This window comes from Streptomyces venezuelae (assembly GCF_008642315.1).
Lineage (GTDB): Bacteria > Actinomycetota > Actinomycetes > Streptomycetales > Streptomycetaceae > Streptomyces > Streptomyces venezuelae_D.
This window is the reverse complement of sequence record NZ_CP029192.1, coordinates 6,053,173-6,068,462: the sequence shown is the minus strand read 5'-3', so window position 1 is coordinate 6,068,462 and position 15,290 is coordinate 6,053,173. Positions and strand designations below refer to the sequence as shown.

The following is a 15,290-nucleotide window of genomic DNA, read 5'->3' as shown; positions in this document are numbered from 1 at the left end:
CAGATATTGAAATCTGTCATCCGTCATGCCATGGTGGAGGCATGCGCACTCTCACTCTCGGAAACACCGGACCCCAGACCTCCGCCCTCGGCCTCGGCTGCATGGGCATGTCCGCGCTCTACGGAGAGGCGGACCGCACGGAGTCGATCGCGACGATCCACGCCGCCCTCGAGGCGGGCGTCACGCTCCTCGACACCGGCGACTTCTACGCCATGGGGCACAACGAAATGCTGATCGGCGAAGCCCTGCGCTCCGCCCCGGCGGCCCGCCGCGAGCAGGCGCTGACCAGCGTGAAGTTCGGCGCGCTCCGCGACCCGGACGGCGGCTGGTCGGGCTACGACGGCCGCCCGTCCGCCGTCAGGAACTTCGCCGCCTACTCCCTCCAGCGCCTCGGCGTCGACCACATCGACGTCTACCGCATCGCCCGCATCGACCCCGACGTACCGGTCGAGGAGACGGTGGGCGCCATCGCCGAACTGGTCGAGAAGGGGTACGTGCGGCACATCGGCCTCTCCGAGGTCGGCGCGGGCACGATCCGCCGGGCGGCGGCCACGGCCCCGATCTCCGACCTCCAGATCGAGTACTCCCTCATCTCGCGCGGCATCGAGGCGGAGATCCTGCCCACGGTCGCGGAGCTCGGCATCGGCGTGACGGCGTACGGCGTGCTGTCCCGCGGCCTGATCTCCGGCCACTTCACCCGCGACCGCAAGCTGGCCGCGAACGACTTCCGCTCGATGAGCCCCCGCTTCCAGGGCGAGAACCTCGACCGCAACCTCGACCTGGTCGAGGCGCTGCGGAAGATCGCCGACCAGAAGGGCGTGAGCGTCGCGCAGACCGCGATCGCCTGGGTGCTCGCGCAGGGCACCCCGCACGGCGCGTCGATCGTGCCGCTGGTGGGCGCCCGTACGCGCACCCGCCTCGACGAGGCACTCGGCGCCCTGGACGTGACGCTCGACGCCGCCGACCTGGCCGCGATCGAGGCGGCGGTCCCGGCGGGCGCGGCGGCGGGCGCCCGCTACCCCGAGGCGCAGATGGCACACCTCGACAGCGAGCACTGATCGCCCCCGGGTACGGTCTAGCCATGGCAGCAACCGCGGCTCCCCTGACCCCCGAGCGCATCCTCGAAGCGACCGAGGAGGTGCTGCGCAGGCACGGCGCGGCCAAGGCCACGGTGGTCGACGTGGCCCGCGCCCTCGGGGTGAGCCACGGCACGGTGTACCGCCACTTCCGCACGAAGGCGGAGCTGCGCGGCGCGGTGACGCGGCGCTGGCTGGACCGTACGTCGCAGGCCCTCGCCGTGATCGTCACCGGCACGGAGCCTCCCGAGACGAAGCTCCGCGACTGGCTGGCGGGCCTCTTCGCCGCGAAGCAGCACAAGGCGGGCGACGACCCGGAACTCTTCGCCACCTACTCGGTCCTGGTCGACGAGAACAGCGACGTGGTGGACGCCCACATCGCGGACCTCACGTCACAGCTGACGTCAATCATCCGAGAGGGCGCGGACACGGGCGCCTTCACGTCCCCCGACCCCGCCCTCTCGGCCCGGGCGGTCTTCGACGCCACGTCCCGCTTCCACGACCCCTGCTACGCGTCCCACTGGTCCCGCCCGGGCATCGAGGACGCGTTCGCGGCGGTCCTCGACCTCACCCTGCGCGGCCTGCGGGCCTGACCGGTGGGGCGACGCGACGAGCCGACCGGCGCCGCCGGCTGCCTGATCGCGGCCGTCGCCGCCGCCGTGGGATTCACGGTCTGGCTGCGCGGTGCCGGGCCCGGTCTGAGCGGCGGCTTCGAGGGCGAACGGGATCTGAGCCTGCTGTACGTGGAGCTGCCCCTGTTGGTGTTCGGGCTCCCCGCGACGGCAGTGGTGGCCTGGGCCCTGACCAACTCCTCCCTGCGCCACAGGACCGGGCGGCCCGCCCGCACCGCGGCCGCGACCGCGGCGTCGGCGATCACGGTGACGGCGCTCGCCTGGGCGGGCCTGATCTGGCTGGACAACCGGGTCGCGCCCTTCATGGGCTCGTAGTGCCGTCCTTCATGGGCTCGTAGTGCCGTCCTTCCGCATCAGCAGGTGGCCCCGCCTGAACCGCTCCCCCTCCCCCGGCTCGCGGAGCATGCGACCCAGTTCCTTGAAGCCCGCCTCGCGGGCCAGGCCCGCGAGGTCGTCGATCGGCCAGCGGTAGGCCGTCGTCACCTTGTGGTCGAAGGGGGTGAGCGGATCGCCCTCCGCCTCGAAGAAGGCGAGCAGGAGGTGGCCGCCCGGACGCAGGGCCCGGTGGAACTCCGCGAAGTACGAGGGGAGTTCTTTCGGGGGCGTGTGGATCAGGGAGTACCAGGAGACGATGCCCCGCAGCTCTTCGCCCGCCGGGGCCAGCGCCTCCGTCGAGCCGACCTCGAAGCGGATGTCCGGGTGGGCCTCGCGGGCCAGGTCGATCATCGCCGGGGAGAGGTCGACGCCGAACGCGTCCAGGCCCAGGTCCCGCAGGAGTGCCGTCACGGGGCCCGGGCCGCAGCCGAACTCCGCGACGGCTCCCCCGCCTTCGGCCCGTACCCGCGCGGCGAACGCGGCGATCCACGCGTGGTCCAGCGAAGGGGCCCGCAGGTCGTCCCGGGGCAGGTCCGCGTACACGGTGGCGATGGCGTCGTAGGCATCCGCCGTCTCGGTGAGGTGCGTGGAAGGAATAGTGGTCACAGGCGGACCCTAGGGCCTGCCTCTGACAGGCCCTAGAGGCCCTCCTCCGTCGGCCTGTGCTCGACGTACTCGATCACCGTGCCGTCCCGGTGGCGGGCCGTGAAGCCCGAGCCCGTGGGGACCTTGATCAAGGGGTCCGTGATCTCCGCGCCCTCCGCCGCCAGGCGGGTCAGATAGGCCTGGGCCGAGTCGACCAGCAGCGTCCCGTGCGTCGCGCGGAACGGCGCCAGGGTCTCCTCCGTGCCCTCGATCAGGAGGAACGCTCCGACCACCGCGAGGTTCAGCCCCTTCTCGGGGTACGCGAACCACATGTCCCGCTCCGTGCCGAGCAGGCGCTCGTAGGACGACGCCAGCGCGTCCAGCGTGCCGGGCGGTGTGTAGACGCGGAGGAAGGGGCGGGGCTCGTGCAGGTGCGTGGAGTCGTTGCGGCGGCGCCACATCGTGGGGGTGGTGCCGGGGCGGGTGGTGTCGGGGCGTGTGGTGTTGTCGGTCATGGGAGCAGCCTCCGCCTCCGGGTGCGGCCCAGCCAGGTCCGCGTTCATGGGGTGATCCCAGGTCATACGCTGGGGATATGGCCAGCAATACGGCGACCTCCGCGCTGCGCTCCGGACTTGGCGGCTTCCTCCGTGCCCACCGCGAGCGGCTCTCCCCCGGTGACGTCGGGCTGCCCGTGACCGCGCGCCGCCGCACCTCGGGGTTGCGGCGCGAGGAGGTCGCGGCGCTCTCCGGGGTCTCCGTGGCCTGGTACACGTGGCTGGAGCAGGGGCGCGTGGACACCTCACGTCAGGTGCTCGACGCCGTCGCCCGCGCCCTGCGCCTCGACGACGCCTCCCATCGGCACGCCCTCGCCCTCGCCGGGTTCGCCCCCGACGCGGCGGAGGCGACGGGCCCGGCAGTCGTCGGGTCAGCGGTCGAGCCGGGGCTCCTCGGCATGATCGGCCGTTGGCCCGACAGCCCCGCGGTGATTCTCGGGCCGGCCCTCGACCTCCTCGCCTGGAACCGCGCGTACGCCGACGTCTGGCCCGACCCCGCCGAACTCCCCGACGAGCGGCGCAACTTGCTGCTCCTGCTCGTCGGTGACGCGTCCCATCAGCGGGTGCTGCCCGGGTGGGAGTCCGTCGTCGTCGATCTCTACCGGCATCTGCGCAGCCGTTCCGACCGTCGGCCCGGGGATGCGGGGTTCCAGTTGCTCACCGCGCGGCTGCGGGACGCCAGGGCCGACCTGGCCGACTGGTGGGGCTGCCGCTCGGTCGGGGACTTCGCCCCGCGCACCGTCGACATCGCCCCGAGAGGTGCGCGCCCACTCCGCGCGTACGACATGAGGCTGCTCCTGAACCCTCAGCCGCAGAACACCGGCGTCCTCGTGATGACGCCCGGCCCCCTCACGACACCGGCGACGAAGGATTCACCGTCGCCTGATGCTCCAGCGTCAGGTGTTCCTCGGCCTTGAGCCACGGCAGGAACTGCGCCTTCCTGCGCCACCCGCACGTCCCGCAGCACAACTGCCGCAGCACGCCCGCCTTCTGGACCTCCACGACGTGCTCGCGGCCGTGCTGGTCCCATCGTCTGACCCTGCTCGTGGTCGTGGGCGTAGGCATGCGCTCAGTGTGCACGGAAGCCCCCGGTTCCATAACCCGGAACCGGGGGCTTCCTGCGGCGTCATGCCGCGGGCGTCAGCAGCCCACGAGGCGCGTGGCGAGGTAGCCCTCGATCTGGTCGAGGGAGACCCGCTCCTGCTTCATCGTGTCGCGCTCGCGCACCGTCACCGCGTTGTCGTCCAGGGTGTCGAAGTCGACCGTCACGCAGTACGGCGTGCCGATCTCGTCCTGGCGACGGTAGCGGCGGCCGATGGCGCCCGCGTCGTCGAACTCGATGTTCCAGTTCTGGCGGAGCGCGGTCGCGAGGCCCTTGGCCTTCGGGGAGAGCTCCGGGTTGCGGGAGAGCGGGAGCACCGCGACCTTCACCGGGGCGATGCGGTGGTCGAAGCGCATGACCGTGCGCTTCTCCAGCTTGCCCTTGGCGTTGGGGGCCTCGTCCTCGATGTAGGAGTCGAGGAGGAAGGCGAGCATGGTGCGGCCGACGCCGGCCGCGGGCTCGATGACGTAGGGGGTCCAGCGCTCGCCGGCCTCCTGGTCGAAGTAGGACAGGTCCTGGCCGGACGCCTTGGAGTGCGCCGACAGGTCGTAGTCCGTGCGGTTGGCGACGCCTTCCAGCTCGCCCCACTCGCTGCCGCCGAACTGGAAGCGGTACTCGATGTCAGCGGTGCGCTTGGAGTAGTGGGAGAGCTTCTCCTTCGGGTGCTCGTACCACCGCATGTTCTCCTCGCGCAGACCCAGGCCGGTGTACCAGTTCCAGCGCTGCTCCATCCAGTACTCCTGCCACTTCTCGTCCTCGCCCGGCTTGACGAAGAACTCCATCTCCATCTGCTCGAACTCGCGGGTCCGGAAGATGAAGTTGCCGGGCGTGATCTCGTTGCGGAAGGACTTGCCCATCTGCGCGATGCCGAACGGCGGCTTGCGGCGCGAGGTCTGCTGGACCTGGGCGAAGTTGGTGAAGATGCCCTGCGCGGTCTCGGGGCGCAGGTAGGCGACGGAGCCGCTGTCCTGCGTGGGGCCGAGGTGCGTGGCGAGCATGCCGGAGAACTGCTTGGGCTCGGTGAACTGGCCCTTGGTGCCGCAGTTGGGGCAGTTGACGTCCGCGAGGCCGTTGGCCGGCGGGCGGTTGTGCTTGGCCTCGTAGGCCTCTTCCAGGTGGTCGGCGCGGTGGCGCTTGTGACAGGAGAGGCACTCGGTGAGCGGGTCGGAGAAGGTCTTGACGTGGCCGGAGGCCTCCCAGACCTCGCTCGCCAGGATCACCGAGGAGTCGATACCGACAACGTCCTCGCGCGAGGTGACCATGTAGCGCCACCACTGGCGCTTGAGGTTCTCCTTCAGCTCGACGCCGAGCGGTCCGTAGTCCCAGGCGGCGCGCTGACCGCCGTAGATCTCACTGCAGGGGAAAACGAAGCCACGGCGCTTGCTCAGGCTGACGATGGTGTCGATCTTGTCGGCGGCCACGGTGCTCTCTTCATTACGACGGCGGACGAAGCAAGTGCTGCGGGAGCAACGGCTTCGGGAGCGAATGCTTCAGGTTACCGGCGGCCTTACCCCCCTAATCAAATCGGTTCCCCGTACCCGTCCTCGCGCACGCCCTCACGGAGGCCTTGTTGACAATCGTTTCCACTTTTGTTGAAAATGAGTGTCATGAACGTACGACGCCTGATACCCACCACCGCCCTCGCCTCCGCCACGGTCCTCGGCCTCACCGCCCTGACCGCCTGCTCCACCTCCGCCGCGGACGACAAGGACGGCAAGCTGGACATAGTGGCGTCGTTCTACCCCATGCAGTACCTCGCCGAGCAGATCGGCGGCGACCACGTCTCCGTCACCACCCTCACCGAGCCCGGCCAGGAGCCCCACGACCTCGAGATCTCCGCCCGGCAGCGCGGCGAGCTCGAAGAGTCCGGCGTCGCCCTCTACCTCAAGGGCCTCCAGCCCGCCGTCGACAAGGCCATCGACCAGTCCGGCATCAAGACCAAGGTCGACGCCGCGACGCTGACCAGCATGGAGAAGCACGGCAACGAGGTCGGCGGGCACGCGGAGGAGCACGACCACGCCGAGGACGAAGAGGGCCACGACCACGGCCACTCCCACGAAGGCGCCGACCCTCACGTCTGGCTGGACCCGGTGAAGTACGCCGAGGTCGCCGAGGGCGTCGGCAAGGCCCTGGAGAAGGCCGACCCGAAGCACGCGAAGACCTACGAGAAGAACACCGCGGCGCTCGTGAAGAAGCTCGGTGGCCTGAACAAGTCGTTCGAGGACGGCCTGAAGAACACCGGCCCTGGATCTTCAAGGGTCTTCATCACCACCCACGCCGCCTTCGGCTACCTCGCCGAGCGCTACGGCCTCACCGAGGAGGCCATCAGCGGCCTCGACCCCGAGGGCGAGCCGAGCGCCAAGCGCGTCAAGGACCTCCAGAAGATGGCGAAGGCCGACGGCGTCACCACGGTCTTCTACGAGACGCTCGTCAGCGACAAGACGGCGCAGACCCTCGCCAAGGACACCGGCCTGAAGACCGACGTGCTAGACCCCGTCGAGGGCATCACCGACGACTCCAAGGGCGACGACTACATGCAGGTCATGCACTCCAACCTCAAGGCCCTGCAGAAGGCCCTGGGCGCCAAGTGACCCCCTCCCAGCGGCTTTGGAGGCCGGAGCGATGAGCAAGTCAACCGAGAAGGACAACGCCGAAAAGGGCGACGCGGTCATATCCCTGCGCAAGGTGACGGCCGAGCTCGGCTCGCGCCCCGTCCTGCGCGGCATCGACCTCGGCGTCGGCCGCGGCGAGGTCGTCGCCCTCCTCGGCGCCAACGGCTCCGGCAAGTCCACGGCCGTCCGCACGGTCATAGGGCAGGTCCCCGTCACCGGTGGCGAGGTGGAGATCTTCGGCACCCCGCGCCGCCGCTTCCGCGACTGGGCCCGCGTCGGGTACGTACCGCAGCGCACCACCGCGGCAGGCGGCGTCCCCGCCACCATCAACGAGGTCGTCGCCTCCGGCCGGCTCTCGCGCACCCGCCTCGGGATCCTGCGCAAGGCCGACCGCGAGGCCGTCGCCCACGCCATCGACCAGGTGGGGCTCTCCGACCGCGCCAAGGACTCCGTCAACGCCCTCTCCGGCGGTCAGCACCAGCGGGTCCTCATCGCCCGCGCGCTGGCCTCCGAGCCGGAACTGCTGATCATGGACGAGCCGATGGCGGGCGTCGACCTGGCCAGCCAGGAGGTCCTCGCCACCACCCTGCGCCGGCAGGTCGCGGGCGGCGCCTCCGTCCTGCTCGTCCTGCACGAGCTCGGCCCCCTGGAACCCCTGATCGACCGTGCCGTGGTCCTGCGCGACGGCTGTGTCCTGCACGACGGCCCGCCGCCGCGCGCGGTCGGCCAGCACGCGCTGCCCGGCCACGACCACGTCCACCCGCACACCGCCGACGCGGAGCCGGTCCGTACCGGCCTGCTCACCTGAGGACGCGAGAGTCATGGAACTCCTCAACTACGCCTTCATGCAGCGGGCCCTGCTCGCCGCCGTCCTGGTCGGCATCACCGCGCCCGCCGTCGGCATCTACCTCGTCCAGCGCCGCCAGGCCCTCATGGGCGACGGCATCGGCCACGTCGCGATGACCGGCGTCGGCCTCGGCTTCCTGCTCTCCACCTCCCCCGTGTGGATGGCGACGGCGGTCGCGATCGTCGGCGCCGTCGTCATGGAGCTGATCCGCTGGTACGGCAGGACGCGCGGCGACATCGCGCTTGCGATGCTGTTCTACGGCGGCATGGCGGGCGGGGTCATGTTCATCAACCTCGCCCCCGGCGGCTCGAACGCGAACCTCCAGTCGTACCTCTTCGGCTCGCTCTCGACGGTCTCCGAGGAGGACGTCTCGGCGATCTGCCTGCTCGCCGCGTTTGTGGTCCTCGTCACCATCGGCCTGCGACGCCAGCTCTTCGCGGTCAGCCAGGACGAGGAGTTCGCGCGCGTGACCGGGCTGCCGGTGCGGGCCCTGAACCTGCTCACCGCCGTCACCGCGGCGGTCACGGTCACCGTCGCGATGCGCGTCGTGGGCCTGCTCCTGGTCTCCGCGCTGATGGTGGTGCCGGTGGCGGCCGCCCAGCAGCTCACCCGGAGCTTCGCGGCGACGTTCGCGGTCTCCGTGGCGATCGGCGTCGCGGTGACGCTCGGCGGAACGGTGACGTCCTACTACCAGGACGTGCCGCCCGGCGCGACGATCGTGCTGCTGACCATCGGCGTCTTCATCGCCCTCACGGTCCTCGCGACGCCGCTGGCCAGGCGCAGGGCGCGGGCCGCGGCCGCCGCCGCGGCGGCCGGTGATCCCGCGGAGTGCACGGTCCCGGCCCAGCCGGTGGCCAAGACCTGACCTGCGTCCGGGGCGACCTGGCACAATGGCCCGGCAGGCCCAGACCAGAGCGCAGACGCGAGGAGGCAACCGTGGGAGCCCCGGTTCGAGGCAGGTCGACCCGCCAGCGTGCGGCGGTGGCCGCGGCACTCGACGACGTGGACGAGTTCCGCAGTGCGCAGGAGCTGCACGACATGCTCAAGCACAAGGGCGACTCGGTCGGTCTGACCACGGTCTACCGCACCCTCCAGTCCCTGGCCGACGCCGGCGAGGTCGACGCTCTGCGCACCAGTGAGGGCGAGACGGTGTACCGCCGTTGTTCGACCGGCGATCACCACCACCACCTGGTCTGCCGCATCTGCGGCAAGGCCGTCGAGGTGGAGGGCCCCGCGGTGGAGAAGTGGGCCGAGGCGATCGCGTCGGAGCACGGCTTCGTGAACGTGGCGCACACGGTGGAGATCTTCGGGACGTGCCAGGAGTGCGCGAACAAGTAGCGGTACGCACGTGTACGTATGAGGAGGGGCCCGCACCGTCGGTCTGACGGCGCGGGCCCCTCCTCACGTCCGGTGAGGTGCTAACTGTTGGCGATCTGCTCCTCGTTGGGGATCGCCCCGCCGAAGCGGCGGTCGCGCGAGGCGTATTCGAGGCAGGCACGCCACAGGTCGCGCCGGTCGAAGTCCGGCCACAGGACGTCCTGGAAGACCATCTCGGCGTAGGCGCTCTGCCAGAGAAGGTAGTTGGAGGTGCGCTGCTCGCCGCTCGGGCGGAGGAAGAGATCGACGTCCGGCATGTCCGGGTAGTACAGGTACTTCGCGAACGTCTTCTCGTTGATCTTGGACGGGTTGAGCCGTCCCGCCTTCACGTCCTCGGCGAGGGCCAGGGCCGCGTCCGCGATCTCGGCACGGCCGCCGTAGTTCATGCAGAAGTACAGGGTCAGCTTGTCGTTGTCCTTGGTCTGCTCCTGGGAGATCTCCAGCTCCCGGGCGACCGACTTCCACAGCTTGGGCATCCGGCCCACCCAGCGCACCCGCACGCCCAGGTCGTCCAGCTGGTCGCGGGTCTTGCGGATGAAGTCGCGGTTGAAGTTCATCAGGAACTTCACCTCGTCCGGGGACCGCTTCCAGTTCTCGGTGGAGAAGGCGTAGAGCGAGATCGCGCCGACACCCATCTCGATGCTGCCCTGGAGCACGTCGAGGACGCGCTCGGCACCGACCTTGTGCCCCTCGGTGCGCGGCAGGCCGCGGTCCTTCGCCCAGCGTCCGTTGCCGTCCATGACGATCGCCACGTGCTGAGGGACCAGCTCGCCGGGGATCTTCGGCGGTCGCGCGCCCGAGGGGTGGGGCTCGGGCAGCTGGTACTCGCGGCGGGACCGTCCGAGGATTCCGCGTCGTGCCATGGGGTCTCTCTCTCCTACCTAGCTGTTCACGTACTTTTCTCTACGTACCGCAGTGAGCGCAGTCCGCGCTCCAGGTGCCAGTGCAGATAGGCGGAAACGAGCCCGCTGCCCTCCCTGGCGTGCCGCGCCTCGCACGCGTCCGCCGTCTCCCAGTCGCCGGTGAGCAGCGCGCCGAGCAGCGTGAGCGTCTCCGCCGACGGCACGACGCTGCCGGGCACCCGGCAGTCGACGCAAATCGAGCCGCCGGCGGCGACCGAAAAGAAGCGGTTGGGGCCCGGCATGCCGCATTTCGCGCAGTCGGTGAAGCTGGGCGCGTAGCCGTTCACGGCGAGGGAGCGGAGCAGAAACGCATCGAGTACGAGGTGAGGCTCATGCTCCCCCCGCGACAGGACGCGCAGCGCGCCGACGAGCAGCAGATACTGCTGCACCGCGGGCTCACCCTCGTGATCCGTGAACCGCTCGGCGGTCTCCAGCATGGCGGTCCCGGCGGTGTACCGGGCGTAATCGGTCACGATGCCGCCACCGTAGGGAGCGATGGTCTCACTCTGCGTGCAGAGCGGCAGCCCCCGCCCGATCAGCTCGCTCCCCCGCGCGAAGAACTGCACGTCGACGTGCGAGAACGGCTCGAGCCGCGCCCCGAACTTCGATTTGGTCCGCCGCACACCGCGGGCGACGGCGCGTACGCGGCCGTGACCGCGAGTGAGCAGCGTGATGATGCGGTCCGCTTCACCCAGCTTCTGGGTGCGCAGCACGATGCCGTCGTCGCGGAACAGACTCATGGGTCCATTCTCGCGTACGGATCGGCCTCACAGGTCGTCGGGGAGCAGTCGGAACGCTCGATGCGCGGTCAAGGGACGCATCATCCGGAAGTGCGCGTCGGCGGTCAGCATGTCGGCGGTCTGGAAGGCCGCCGCGAGGGCCACGTTCATGGCATCCGCCAGACCGACACCCTTACCGTCGGCCGCGTCGCCGTACCCGCGCATCACCGCCATGGCCCCGCGCAGATGCGGAGCCGTCTCCGGGATCTCGAAGCGGCGGGCTTCCGCCTGGCGCGCGATGAAATCGAGGGCTGTCATGGACGCCTGAGCCCCGACCCGCTGCGTCAGCAAGTAGTCGAGTTCGGTGAGCACCATGGGTGAAACGATCAAATGTCCGACGCGGGCGAGCGCCTCCTTGTGCGCGGCATGGCGCGGATCCTTCGGTGTGAACAGGCGGTACAGGGCGTTGGTGTCCGCCCCGTCCACTCACGTCAGGGCACCTCGCCCCGGCTCCTCGCGTTCGCGTACGCCGTCGCCGCGCGCAGCCGCTCCGCGGTCGTCGCCGTGCGGACGGCCTCCGGGGCACAGTCCCACTCCCGGCCCCCTCCGTAGGGGCGCAGCTGGACGTACGGGCCCTCGTGGCCCATCACCCGGCCCACCTGACCGCTCCGGGTGTCCACGACGTACGCCCCGACGGGCAGGTTCAGCGGACAGTCATTCATGGCGCACTCCTCAGCACGGCGGCGAGACGTGCCGACGTGTCGATGGAACAACCCCCCAATTCGATCCTCGGACACGGGGTTTCCCTCGCGATCGACGCGGGGTCCATCCTCAATGTCGGCAGGGTAATTCCCACCCGTGCGAGTGCGGCGCGCAATTCCTTCACGGTGTCCTCCGCCTGTTCGATACATGCCACTGCGTGCTGCTTTCCGTCCGCCTTCACGTGGCTCCCCTTTGCCTTCGGATTTCACTCTTCTCGCCCCTACGGTGGCGCACGCGACCTACACTCGGCAGGAGTCTGTCCTCTACAACTGCGAGGCAGCGAAAGGCGGTTGGCCATGGCCAATGGTTCGAGGCAGGCGGCATGGGAGTTCTTCGGCGCGGAGCTGAAGCGGAGACGGGAGGACGCGGGGCTCAGCCAGTCGGCGCTGGGGGTCCGCGTATTCGTTTCCGGGGGCTACATCGGCCAGTTCGAGCAGGCGATTCGAAAACCTCAGCTGGATGTGGCTCAACGCATTGATGAGGTGCTACAAACCGATGGCTTTTTCGAACGGTTGTGGCGAAAGCTGATCAAGGATCAACCCTTTACCGAGTACTTTGCGCATGCGGCGGAGTTGGAACGGCTGGCGACGAAGATCTGCGAGTTCGAGCCGGCCCTGATCCCCGGCCTGTTGCAGACCCCGGATTACGCTCGGGGACTGTTCATCGCAAGCAACCCGTTCGCGACGGGCGAGTACATCGAGGACCTGCTCAGGATCCGCATGGACCGCGCGGCGATCCTCAAGGACGCCACACGCCCGGTGTACTGGGTGATCGTGCACGAGACCGCAGTGCTCATCCCCGTCGGCGGATCCGACACCATGGCCGACCAGCTCGCCTACCTCGGCACCATGGTGCGCGAGCACAAAGTGGTGCTGCAGGTGATTCCGTTCGCAGCCGGGGCCCACCCGAGGATGGGCAAGATGATGAAGCTCATGGAGTTCGAGGACGCGCCGCCAACTGTCTATACAGAAGGCGTGCATTCATCGAGCCTGCTCGATGAACCGACAGTGGTGAAGCGAGTACAGGCGTCCTACGATCTGCTCAGGGCCGTCGCGCTGTCACCGGAGGCGTCCCTGGCCCTGATCGACTCTGCGGCGGAGGACTTCCGACAATGCGCAAGTACGACCTGAGTGGCGCCCGCTGGCGCAAGAGCAGTTACAGCAGCGGCGATGACAGTGACAACTGCGTCGAGGTCGCCGACGGAGTCCCCGGCGTCGTCCCCGTACGGGACAGCAAGGCCCCCCAGGGCCCCGCCCTGGTCATCGGCGCCGGCGCCTGGACCGCGTTCGTGACGCACGCTGCGGCTACTGACGGCTGATCGCCCTCGTCACGCCCGCCGCGATCGTCGTCGCCAACGTCCACCCCAGCGCCACCAACGCGTACCCGAACCACTGGTACGCCCCCGCCGCCGCATACGCCCGCTCCTGCCCGAAGTCGACGATCGGCAGCAGCAGGTCCAGCGTGTACGCCAGCGCGTTGAACTCCGGGGACTCGTCCGGCTTCAGCGCGGGCGGCTGCCGCAGCGCGAACGTCACCGTGCCGACCAGCACGAGCGACAGCAGCCACGCCGCCGCCCGCGTAGGCCGGAACCCGTAGCCGACGGTCACGTCCTGGAGGTACCCCCAGGCCCGCGCGTACGGAGGCAGCACGGCCCGATGGCGCCGCTGCTTCGCGAGCTGCACCGTGCGGGCCGCCGCGTCGTCGCCGACCCGGCGGTACGCGGCGGTGAGCTGCTCGTACGCGTGCTGAACGAAACCGTCGGTGTCGCGTTCGAACACCTCAAGCCGTCGCTCGACCGGCGCGTTCGGGCCCAGTCTGTCGTACGTCAGACCATCGAGGCGGACGTGGTCCGGCCAGGTCTCCGGGGCGATGTGGAGAAGCTCGAACTGCGAGCCCCGCAGCGTGACCAGACCGTCCACGCGCGCGGCCCGCTCCATCCACAGACACGCGGCGATCACGCCGCTTGCCCGCAGGGCAACCCCGCCCGGGTTGGAGAAGTGCGCGTCCTCGAAATTGACCTGTCCCGGTATGCGGGCGCCCAGCAGATTGACCCGCCCCTCCGCCCGTAGCCGCTGCGCGCGCAGGTTGGTCCCACCACTGAGCGTGGACGCGTGGAGCGCCGTCCCCCCGGGATTGCTCAACACCGCATCGTCGAACGAGATGTTCCCCGCGACCGTGGCACCCTCGATGCCGACCAGGCCGTGAGCCGTGAAGCCCGCGTCGGCCCCCAGGTCGCCCTCGATCGTGGCACGGTGCAGCGCGAGGATCGGCTCGGACGCCCCCGCCGCACCCACGACGCCCAGTTCCGCCCCGTCGAGCAGGACCGCCCCCGCGATCCGCGCACCGGCGAGCCGGACAGGGCCCCGGACGCGGCACCCCGACATCCGCAGCAACCCGTCCACCCGCAGGGTCGTCGCGTCGAAGCCGGGCAGCACAGACTCGCCCAGGTTCAGCTGGCGCAGCCTTGCCCCGTACAGATCCGGCGTCTCGTCGAAGACGCAGGCCCACAGGTGGACCGCTGCGTCCACCTCCGCGTACTGGAGGTCGAGCCGTCCGGTGATCCGCGCGCCGGCCACCCGGAGGACCGGGACCTCGCCCTCCTGCCGGGGCCCTTCCAGGAGCAGCGCCCGCAGCACCTCGGCCCGCACGGTCCGCTCCGGGCCCTCCCTGAAGTCGACGGCCCGCCCGAGCGGGTACGCCTCCCACACCAGCCGCTCATCGGCGGTCAGTTGCCCCGTATCCACCCGCGCGACTTTAAGCGAACCCGCCCGCCAGCGCCTGCGCCTCCGCATAGGAAGGGATGCCCTCCGCCTGCGGCGTACCGTCCGCCACGGACCGTACCGCCGTCACCGCCGCCCCCAGCGCCGCCCGGAACAGGAGCGAGCCGCAGCTGACCCGCCCGACGCCCGCCTCCGCCAGCTCCGCCATCGCAGGGCCCTCGGAGGCGTGGAGCACGTTGAGCGGGGTGTCCCCCAGAGCCGACGTCAGCTCGTTGATCATCCGCAGGTCGCGCAGGCCGGGCACGAACACTCCGTCCGCACCGGCCTGCCGGTACCCGGCGAGACGGTCCGCCGTCTGCCCCTGGCACCGCGCGCCCCGCAACCAGCGCGTATCCGTCCGGGCGTTGATGAACAAGCGGCCTCCCACCGCCTCCCGTACCGCTGCCAGGATCTCCCCCTGGTGCCCGGCGTCTCGCAGCGTGCCGTCCGCGCGGCCGTCCTCGATATTGACGCCGACGGCTCCTGCCTCGGCCAACTCCACCGCGACAGCGGCGACTTCCGACGGGTCGTCGCTGAAGCCTCCCTCGATGTCCACGCTGATCAGCGCGTCCAGGCGCGCCAGGCCCCGGGCCAGCCCCACCGTTTCCGCCCGGGTCGCCCCCGTACCGTCGGGCAGGCCCGCCGCGGCCGCCACGCCCAGGCTGGTCGTACCCACTGCACGGAATCCGGCGGCGAGCAGTGCGGCGGCGGACGCGTGGTCCCATGCGTTGGGGAGGAGCAGGGGCGCGCCGGGGCGGTGCAGGGACCGGAATTCCTCGTATGGAAGCGTCGTCGTCATGCCATGACGGTACGAGCGGGACCTTTCGGCACCCACCGAAGGATGGCTTCGTCTCGGCGTGCCGCGCGGGAGAAGAACAGTACGGTGCGAAGCTCATCGCGGCGGCCGAGTTCGCGATCGCCTCCTTCGGCTATCTGTACTCCGTCGGGGAGCCCGCACGGGTCGTAGCGCGTGAGTCTCCGAGAGGTG

General features: G+C 70.2%; 20 protein-coding genes. 10 read left to right on the top strand and 10 right to left on the bottom strand.

Features of this window, described 5'->3' with window-relative positions:
• Window positions 1–41: 41 nt before the first annotated feature.
• Genes DEJ48_RS26580 through DEJ48_RS26570 form a run of 3 tightly spaced genes read left to right on the top strand, consistent with a single transcriptional unit; the run spans window position 42 to window position 2,023 of the window.
• Entirely contained in the window at window positions 42–1,058 is a 1,017-nt protein-coding gene (locus DEJ48_RS26580; RefSeq protein ID WP_150218760.1) for an aldo/keto reductase, read from the top strand.
• Between the two features lie 23 nt (window positions 1,059–1,081).
• On the top strand, window positions 1,082–1,669 hold the full coding sequence (locus tag DEJ48_RS26575; protein WP_150218759.1) for a TetR family transcriptional regulator: 588 nt from the start codon (window positions 1,082–1,084) through the stop codon (window positions 1,667–1,669).
• Window positions 1,670–1,672: 3 nt separating this feature from the next.
• Window positions 1,673–2,023, top strand: a complete 351-nt coding sequence (locus DEJ48_RS26570; protein WP_150218758.1) for a hypothetical protein — start codon at window positions 1,673–1,675, stop codon at window positions 2,021–2,023.
• A gap of 9 nt (window positions 2,024–2,032) precedes the next feature.
• Here DEJ48_RS26570 and DEJ48_RS26565 read toward each other — a convergent pair whose 3' ends face one another.
• Window positions 2,033–2,689: a class I SAM-dependent DNA methyltransferase gene (locus tag DEJ48_RS26565; RefSeq protein WP_190537595.1), complete on the bottom strand. Its 657-nt coding sequence runs from the start codon at window positions 2,687–2,689 to the stop codon at window positions 2,033–2,035.
• 32 nt (window positions 2,690–2,721) lie between these two features.
• Window positions 2,722–3,183 carry a VOC family protein gene (locus tag DEJ48_RS26560; RefSeq protein WP_150218757.1) on the bottom strand — a complete coding sequence of 154 codons (462 nt, stop codon included), beginning with the start codon at window positions 3,181–3,183 and terminating at the stop codon, window positions 2,722–2,724.
• Between the two features lie 77 nt (window positions 3,184–3,260).
• Here DEJ48_RS26560 and DEJ48_RS26555 point away from each other — a divergent pair, with 77 nt between their 5' ends.
• Window positions 3,261–4,139 carry a helix-turn-helix transcriptional regulator gene (locus DEJ48_RS26555; RefSeq protein WP_150218756.1) on the top strand — a complete coding sequence of 293 codons (879 nt, stop codon included), beginning with the start codon at window positions 3,261–3,263 and terminating at the stop codon, window positions 4,137–4,139.
• Here DEJ48_RS26555 and DEJ48_RS26550 read toward each other — a convergent pair.
• Entirely contained in the window at window positions 4,072–4,287 is a 216-nt protein-coding gene (locus tag DEJ48_RS26550) for a hypothetical protein (RefSeq protein WP_150218755.1), read from the bottom strand. The genes DEJ48_RS26555 and DEJ48_RS26550 overlap by 68 nt on opposite strands.
• 75 nt (window positions 4,288–4,362) lie before the next feature.
• Window positions 4,363–5,745, bottom strand: coding sequence for a glycine--tRNA ligase (locus DEJ48_RS26545; RefSeq protein WP_150218754.1), 1,383 nt, complete (start codon window positions 5,743–5,745; stop codon window positions 4,363–4,365).
• A 186-nt stretch (window positions 5,746–5,931) separates the two neighbouring features.
• On the opposite strand from DEJ48_RS26545, the gene DEJ48_RS26540 reads away from it, so the two are divergent.
• From DEJ48_RS26540 to DEJ48_RS26525, 4 genes are all read left to right on the top strand, one after another.
• A complete protein-coding gene (locus tag DEJ48_RS26540) occupies window positions 5,932–6,915 on the top strand; it encodes a metal ABC transporter substrate-binding protein (protein WP_150218753.1) in 984 nt (327 codons plus the stop codon).
• Window positions 6,916–6,946: 31 nt separating this feature from the next.
• Entirely contained in the window at window positions 6,947–7,744 is a 798-nt protein-coding gene (locus DEJ48_RS26535) for a metal ABC transporter ATP-binding protein (protein ID WP_150218752.1), read from the top strand.
• 13 nt (window positions 7,745–7,757) lie between these two features.
• Window positions 7,758–8,648: a metal ABC transporter permease gene (locus DEJ48_RS26530; protein ID WP_150218751.1), complete on the top strand. Its 891-nt coding sequence runs from the start codon at window positions 7,758–7,760 to the stop codon at window positions 8,646–8,648.
• Between the two features lie 71 nt (window positions 8,649–8,719).
• Window positions 8,720–9,121 (top strand): Fur family transcriptional regulator, encoded by a 402-nt coding sequence (locus DEJ48_RS26525; protein WP_150218750.1) that lies wholly within the window; start codon window positions 8,720–8,722, stop codon window positions 9,119–9,121.
• An 80-nt stretch (window positions 9,122–9,201) separates the two neighbouring features.
• Here DEJ48_RS26525 and DEJ48_RS26520 read toward each other — a convergent pair whose 3' ends face one another.
• Genes DEJ48_RS26520 through DEJ48_RS26505 form a run of 4 tightly spaced genes read right to left on the bottom strand, consistent with a single transcriptional unit; the run spans window position 9,202 to window position 11,503 of the window.
• Window positions 9,202–10,023, bottom strand: a complete 822-nt coding sequence (locus DEJ48_RS26520) for an isoprenyl transferase (RefSeq protein WP_150218749.1) — start codon at window positions 10,021–10,023, stop codon at window positions 9,202–9,204.
• A 26-nt stretch (window positions 10,024–10,049) separates the two neighbouring features.
• Window positions 10,050–10,802 (bottom strand): DNA repair protein RecO, encoded by a 753-nt coding sequence (recO, locus tag DEJ48_RS26515; protein ID WP_150218748.1) that lies wholly within the window; start codon window positions 10,800–10,802, stop codon window positions 10,050–10,052.
• 27 nt (window positions 10,803–10,829) lie between these two features.
• Window positions 10,830–11,267: a PIN domain-containing protein gene (locus DEJ48_RS26510; RefSeq protein WP_150218747.1), complete on the bottom strand. Its 438-nt coding sequence runs from the start codon at window positions 11,265–11,267 to the stop codon at window positions 10,830–10,832.
• A 5-nt stretch (window positions 11,268–11,272) separates the two neighbouring features.
• Window positions 11,273–11,503: a hypothetical protein gene (locus DEJ48_RS26505; RefSeq protein ID WP_411757485.1), complete on the bottom strand. Its 231-nt coding sequence runs from the start codon at window positions 11,501–11,503 to the stop codon at window positions 11,273–11,275.
• Window positions 11,504–11,839: 336 nt separating this feature from the next.
• On the opposite strand from DEJ48_RS26505, the gene DEJ48_RS26495 reads away from it, so the two are divergent.
• Window positions 11,840–12,673, top strand: a complete 834-nt coding sequence (locus DEJ48_RS26495; RefSeq protein ID WP_150218745.1) for a helix-turn-helix domain-containing protein — start codon at window positions 11,840–11,842, stop codon at window positions 12,671–12,673.
• Window positions 12,655–12,861: a DUF397 domain-containing protein gene (locus DEJ48_RS26490; protein ID WP_150218744.1), complete on the top strand. Its 207-nt coding sequence runs from the start codon at window positions 12,655–12,657 to the stop codon at window positions 12,859–12,861. Before DEJ48_RS26495 ends, DEJ48_RS26490 begins: the two co-directional genes overlap by 19 nt.
• Here DEJ48_RS26490 and DEJ48_RS26485 read toward each other — a convergent pair.
• A complete protein-coding gene (locus tag DEJ48_RS26485) occupies window positions 12,848–14,287 on the bottom strand; it encodes a membrane-associated oxidoreductase (protein WP_150218743.1) in 1,440 nt (479 codons plus the stop codon). The genes DEJ48_RS26490 and DEJ48_RS26485 overlap by 14 nt on opposite strands.
• 10 nt (window positions 14,288–14,297) lie before the next feature.
• Window positions 14,298–15,101: an isocitrate lyase/phosphoenolpyruvate mutase family protein gene (locus DEJ48_RS26480; protein ID WP_150218742.1), complete on the bottom strand. Its 804-nt coding sequence runs from the start codon at window positions 15,099–15,101 to the stop codon at window positions 14,298–14,300.
• Between the last annotated feature and the right edge of the window lie 189 nt (window positions 15,102–15,290).

Excerpts from the sequence above, each read along its gene's own strand:
- DEJ48_RS26580 (WP_150218760.1), top strand. The coding sequence starts at position 42 with ATGCGCACTCTCACTCTCGGAAACACCGGACCCCAGACCTCCGCCCTC.
- DEJ48_RS26575 (WP_150218759.1), top strand. The coding sequence starts at position 1,082 with ATGGCAGCAACCGCGGCTCCCCTGACCCCCGAGCGCATCCTCGAAGCG.
- DEJ48_RS26560 (WP_150218757.1), bottom strand. The coding sequence starts at position 3,183 with ATGACCGACAACACCACACGCCCCGACACCACCCGCCCCGGCACCACC.
- DEJ48_RS26555 (WP_150218756.1), top strand. The coding sequence starts at position 3,261 with ATGGCCAGCAATACGGCGACCTCCGCGCTGCGCTCCGGACTTGGCGGC.
- DEJ48_RS26550 (WP_150218755.1), bottom strand. The coding sequence starts at position 4,287 with ATGCCTACGCCCACGACCACGAGCAGGGTCAGACGATGGGACCAGCAC.
- DEJ48_RS26540 (WP_150218753.1), top strand. The coding sequence starts at position 5,932 with ATGAACGTACGACGCCTGATACCCACCACCGCCCTCGCCTCCGCCACG.
- DEJ48_RS26535 (WP_150218752.1), top strand. The coding sequence starts at position 6,947 with ATGAGCAAGTCAACCGAGAAGGACAACGCCGAAAAGGGCGACGCGGTC.
- DEJ48_RS26530 (WP_150218751.1), top strand. The coding sequence starts at position 7,758 with ATGGAACTCCTCAACTACGCCTTCATGCAGCGGGCCCTGCTCGCCGCC.
- DEJ48_RS26520 (WP_150218749.1), bottom strand. The coding sequence starts at position 10,023 with ATGGCACGACGCGGAATCCTCGGACGGTCCCGCCGCGAGTACCAGCTG.
- recO (WP_150218748.1), bottom strand. The coding sequence starts at position 10,802 with ATGAGTCTGTTCCGCGACGACGGCATCGTGCTGCGCACCCAGAAGCTG.
- DEJ48_RS26505 (WP_411757485.1), bottom strand. The coding sequence starts at position 11,503 with ATGAATGACTGTCCGCTGAACCTGCCCGTCGGGGCGTACGTCGTGGAC.
- DEJ48_RS26495 (WP_150218745.1), top strand. The coding sequence starts at position 11,840 with ATGGCCAATGGTTCGAGGCAGGCGGCATGGGAGTTCTTCGGCGCGGAG.
- DEJ48_RS26490 (WP_150218744.1), top strand. The coding sequence starts at position 12,655 with ATGCGCAAGTACGACCTGAGTGGCGCCCGCTGGCGCAAGAGCAGTTAC.
- DEJ48_RS26480 (WP_150218742.1), bottom strand. The coding sequence starts at position 15,101 with ATGACGACGACGCTTCCATACGAGGAATTCCGGTCCCTGCACCGCCCC.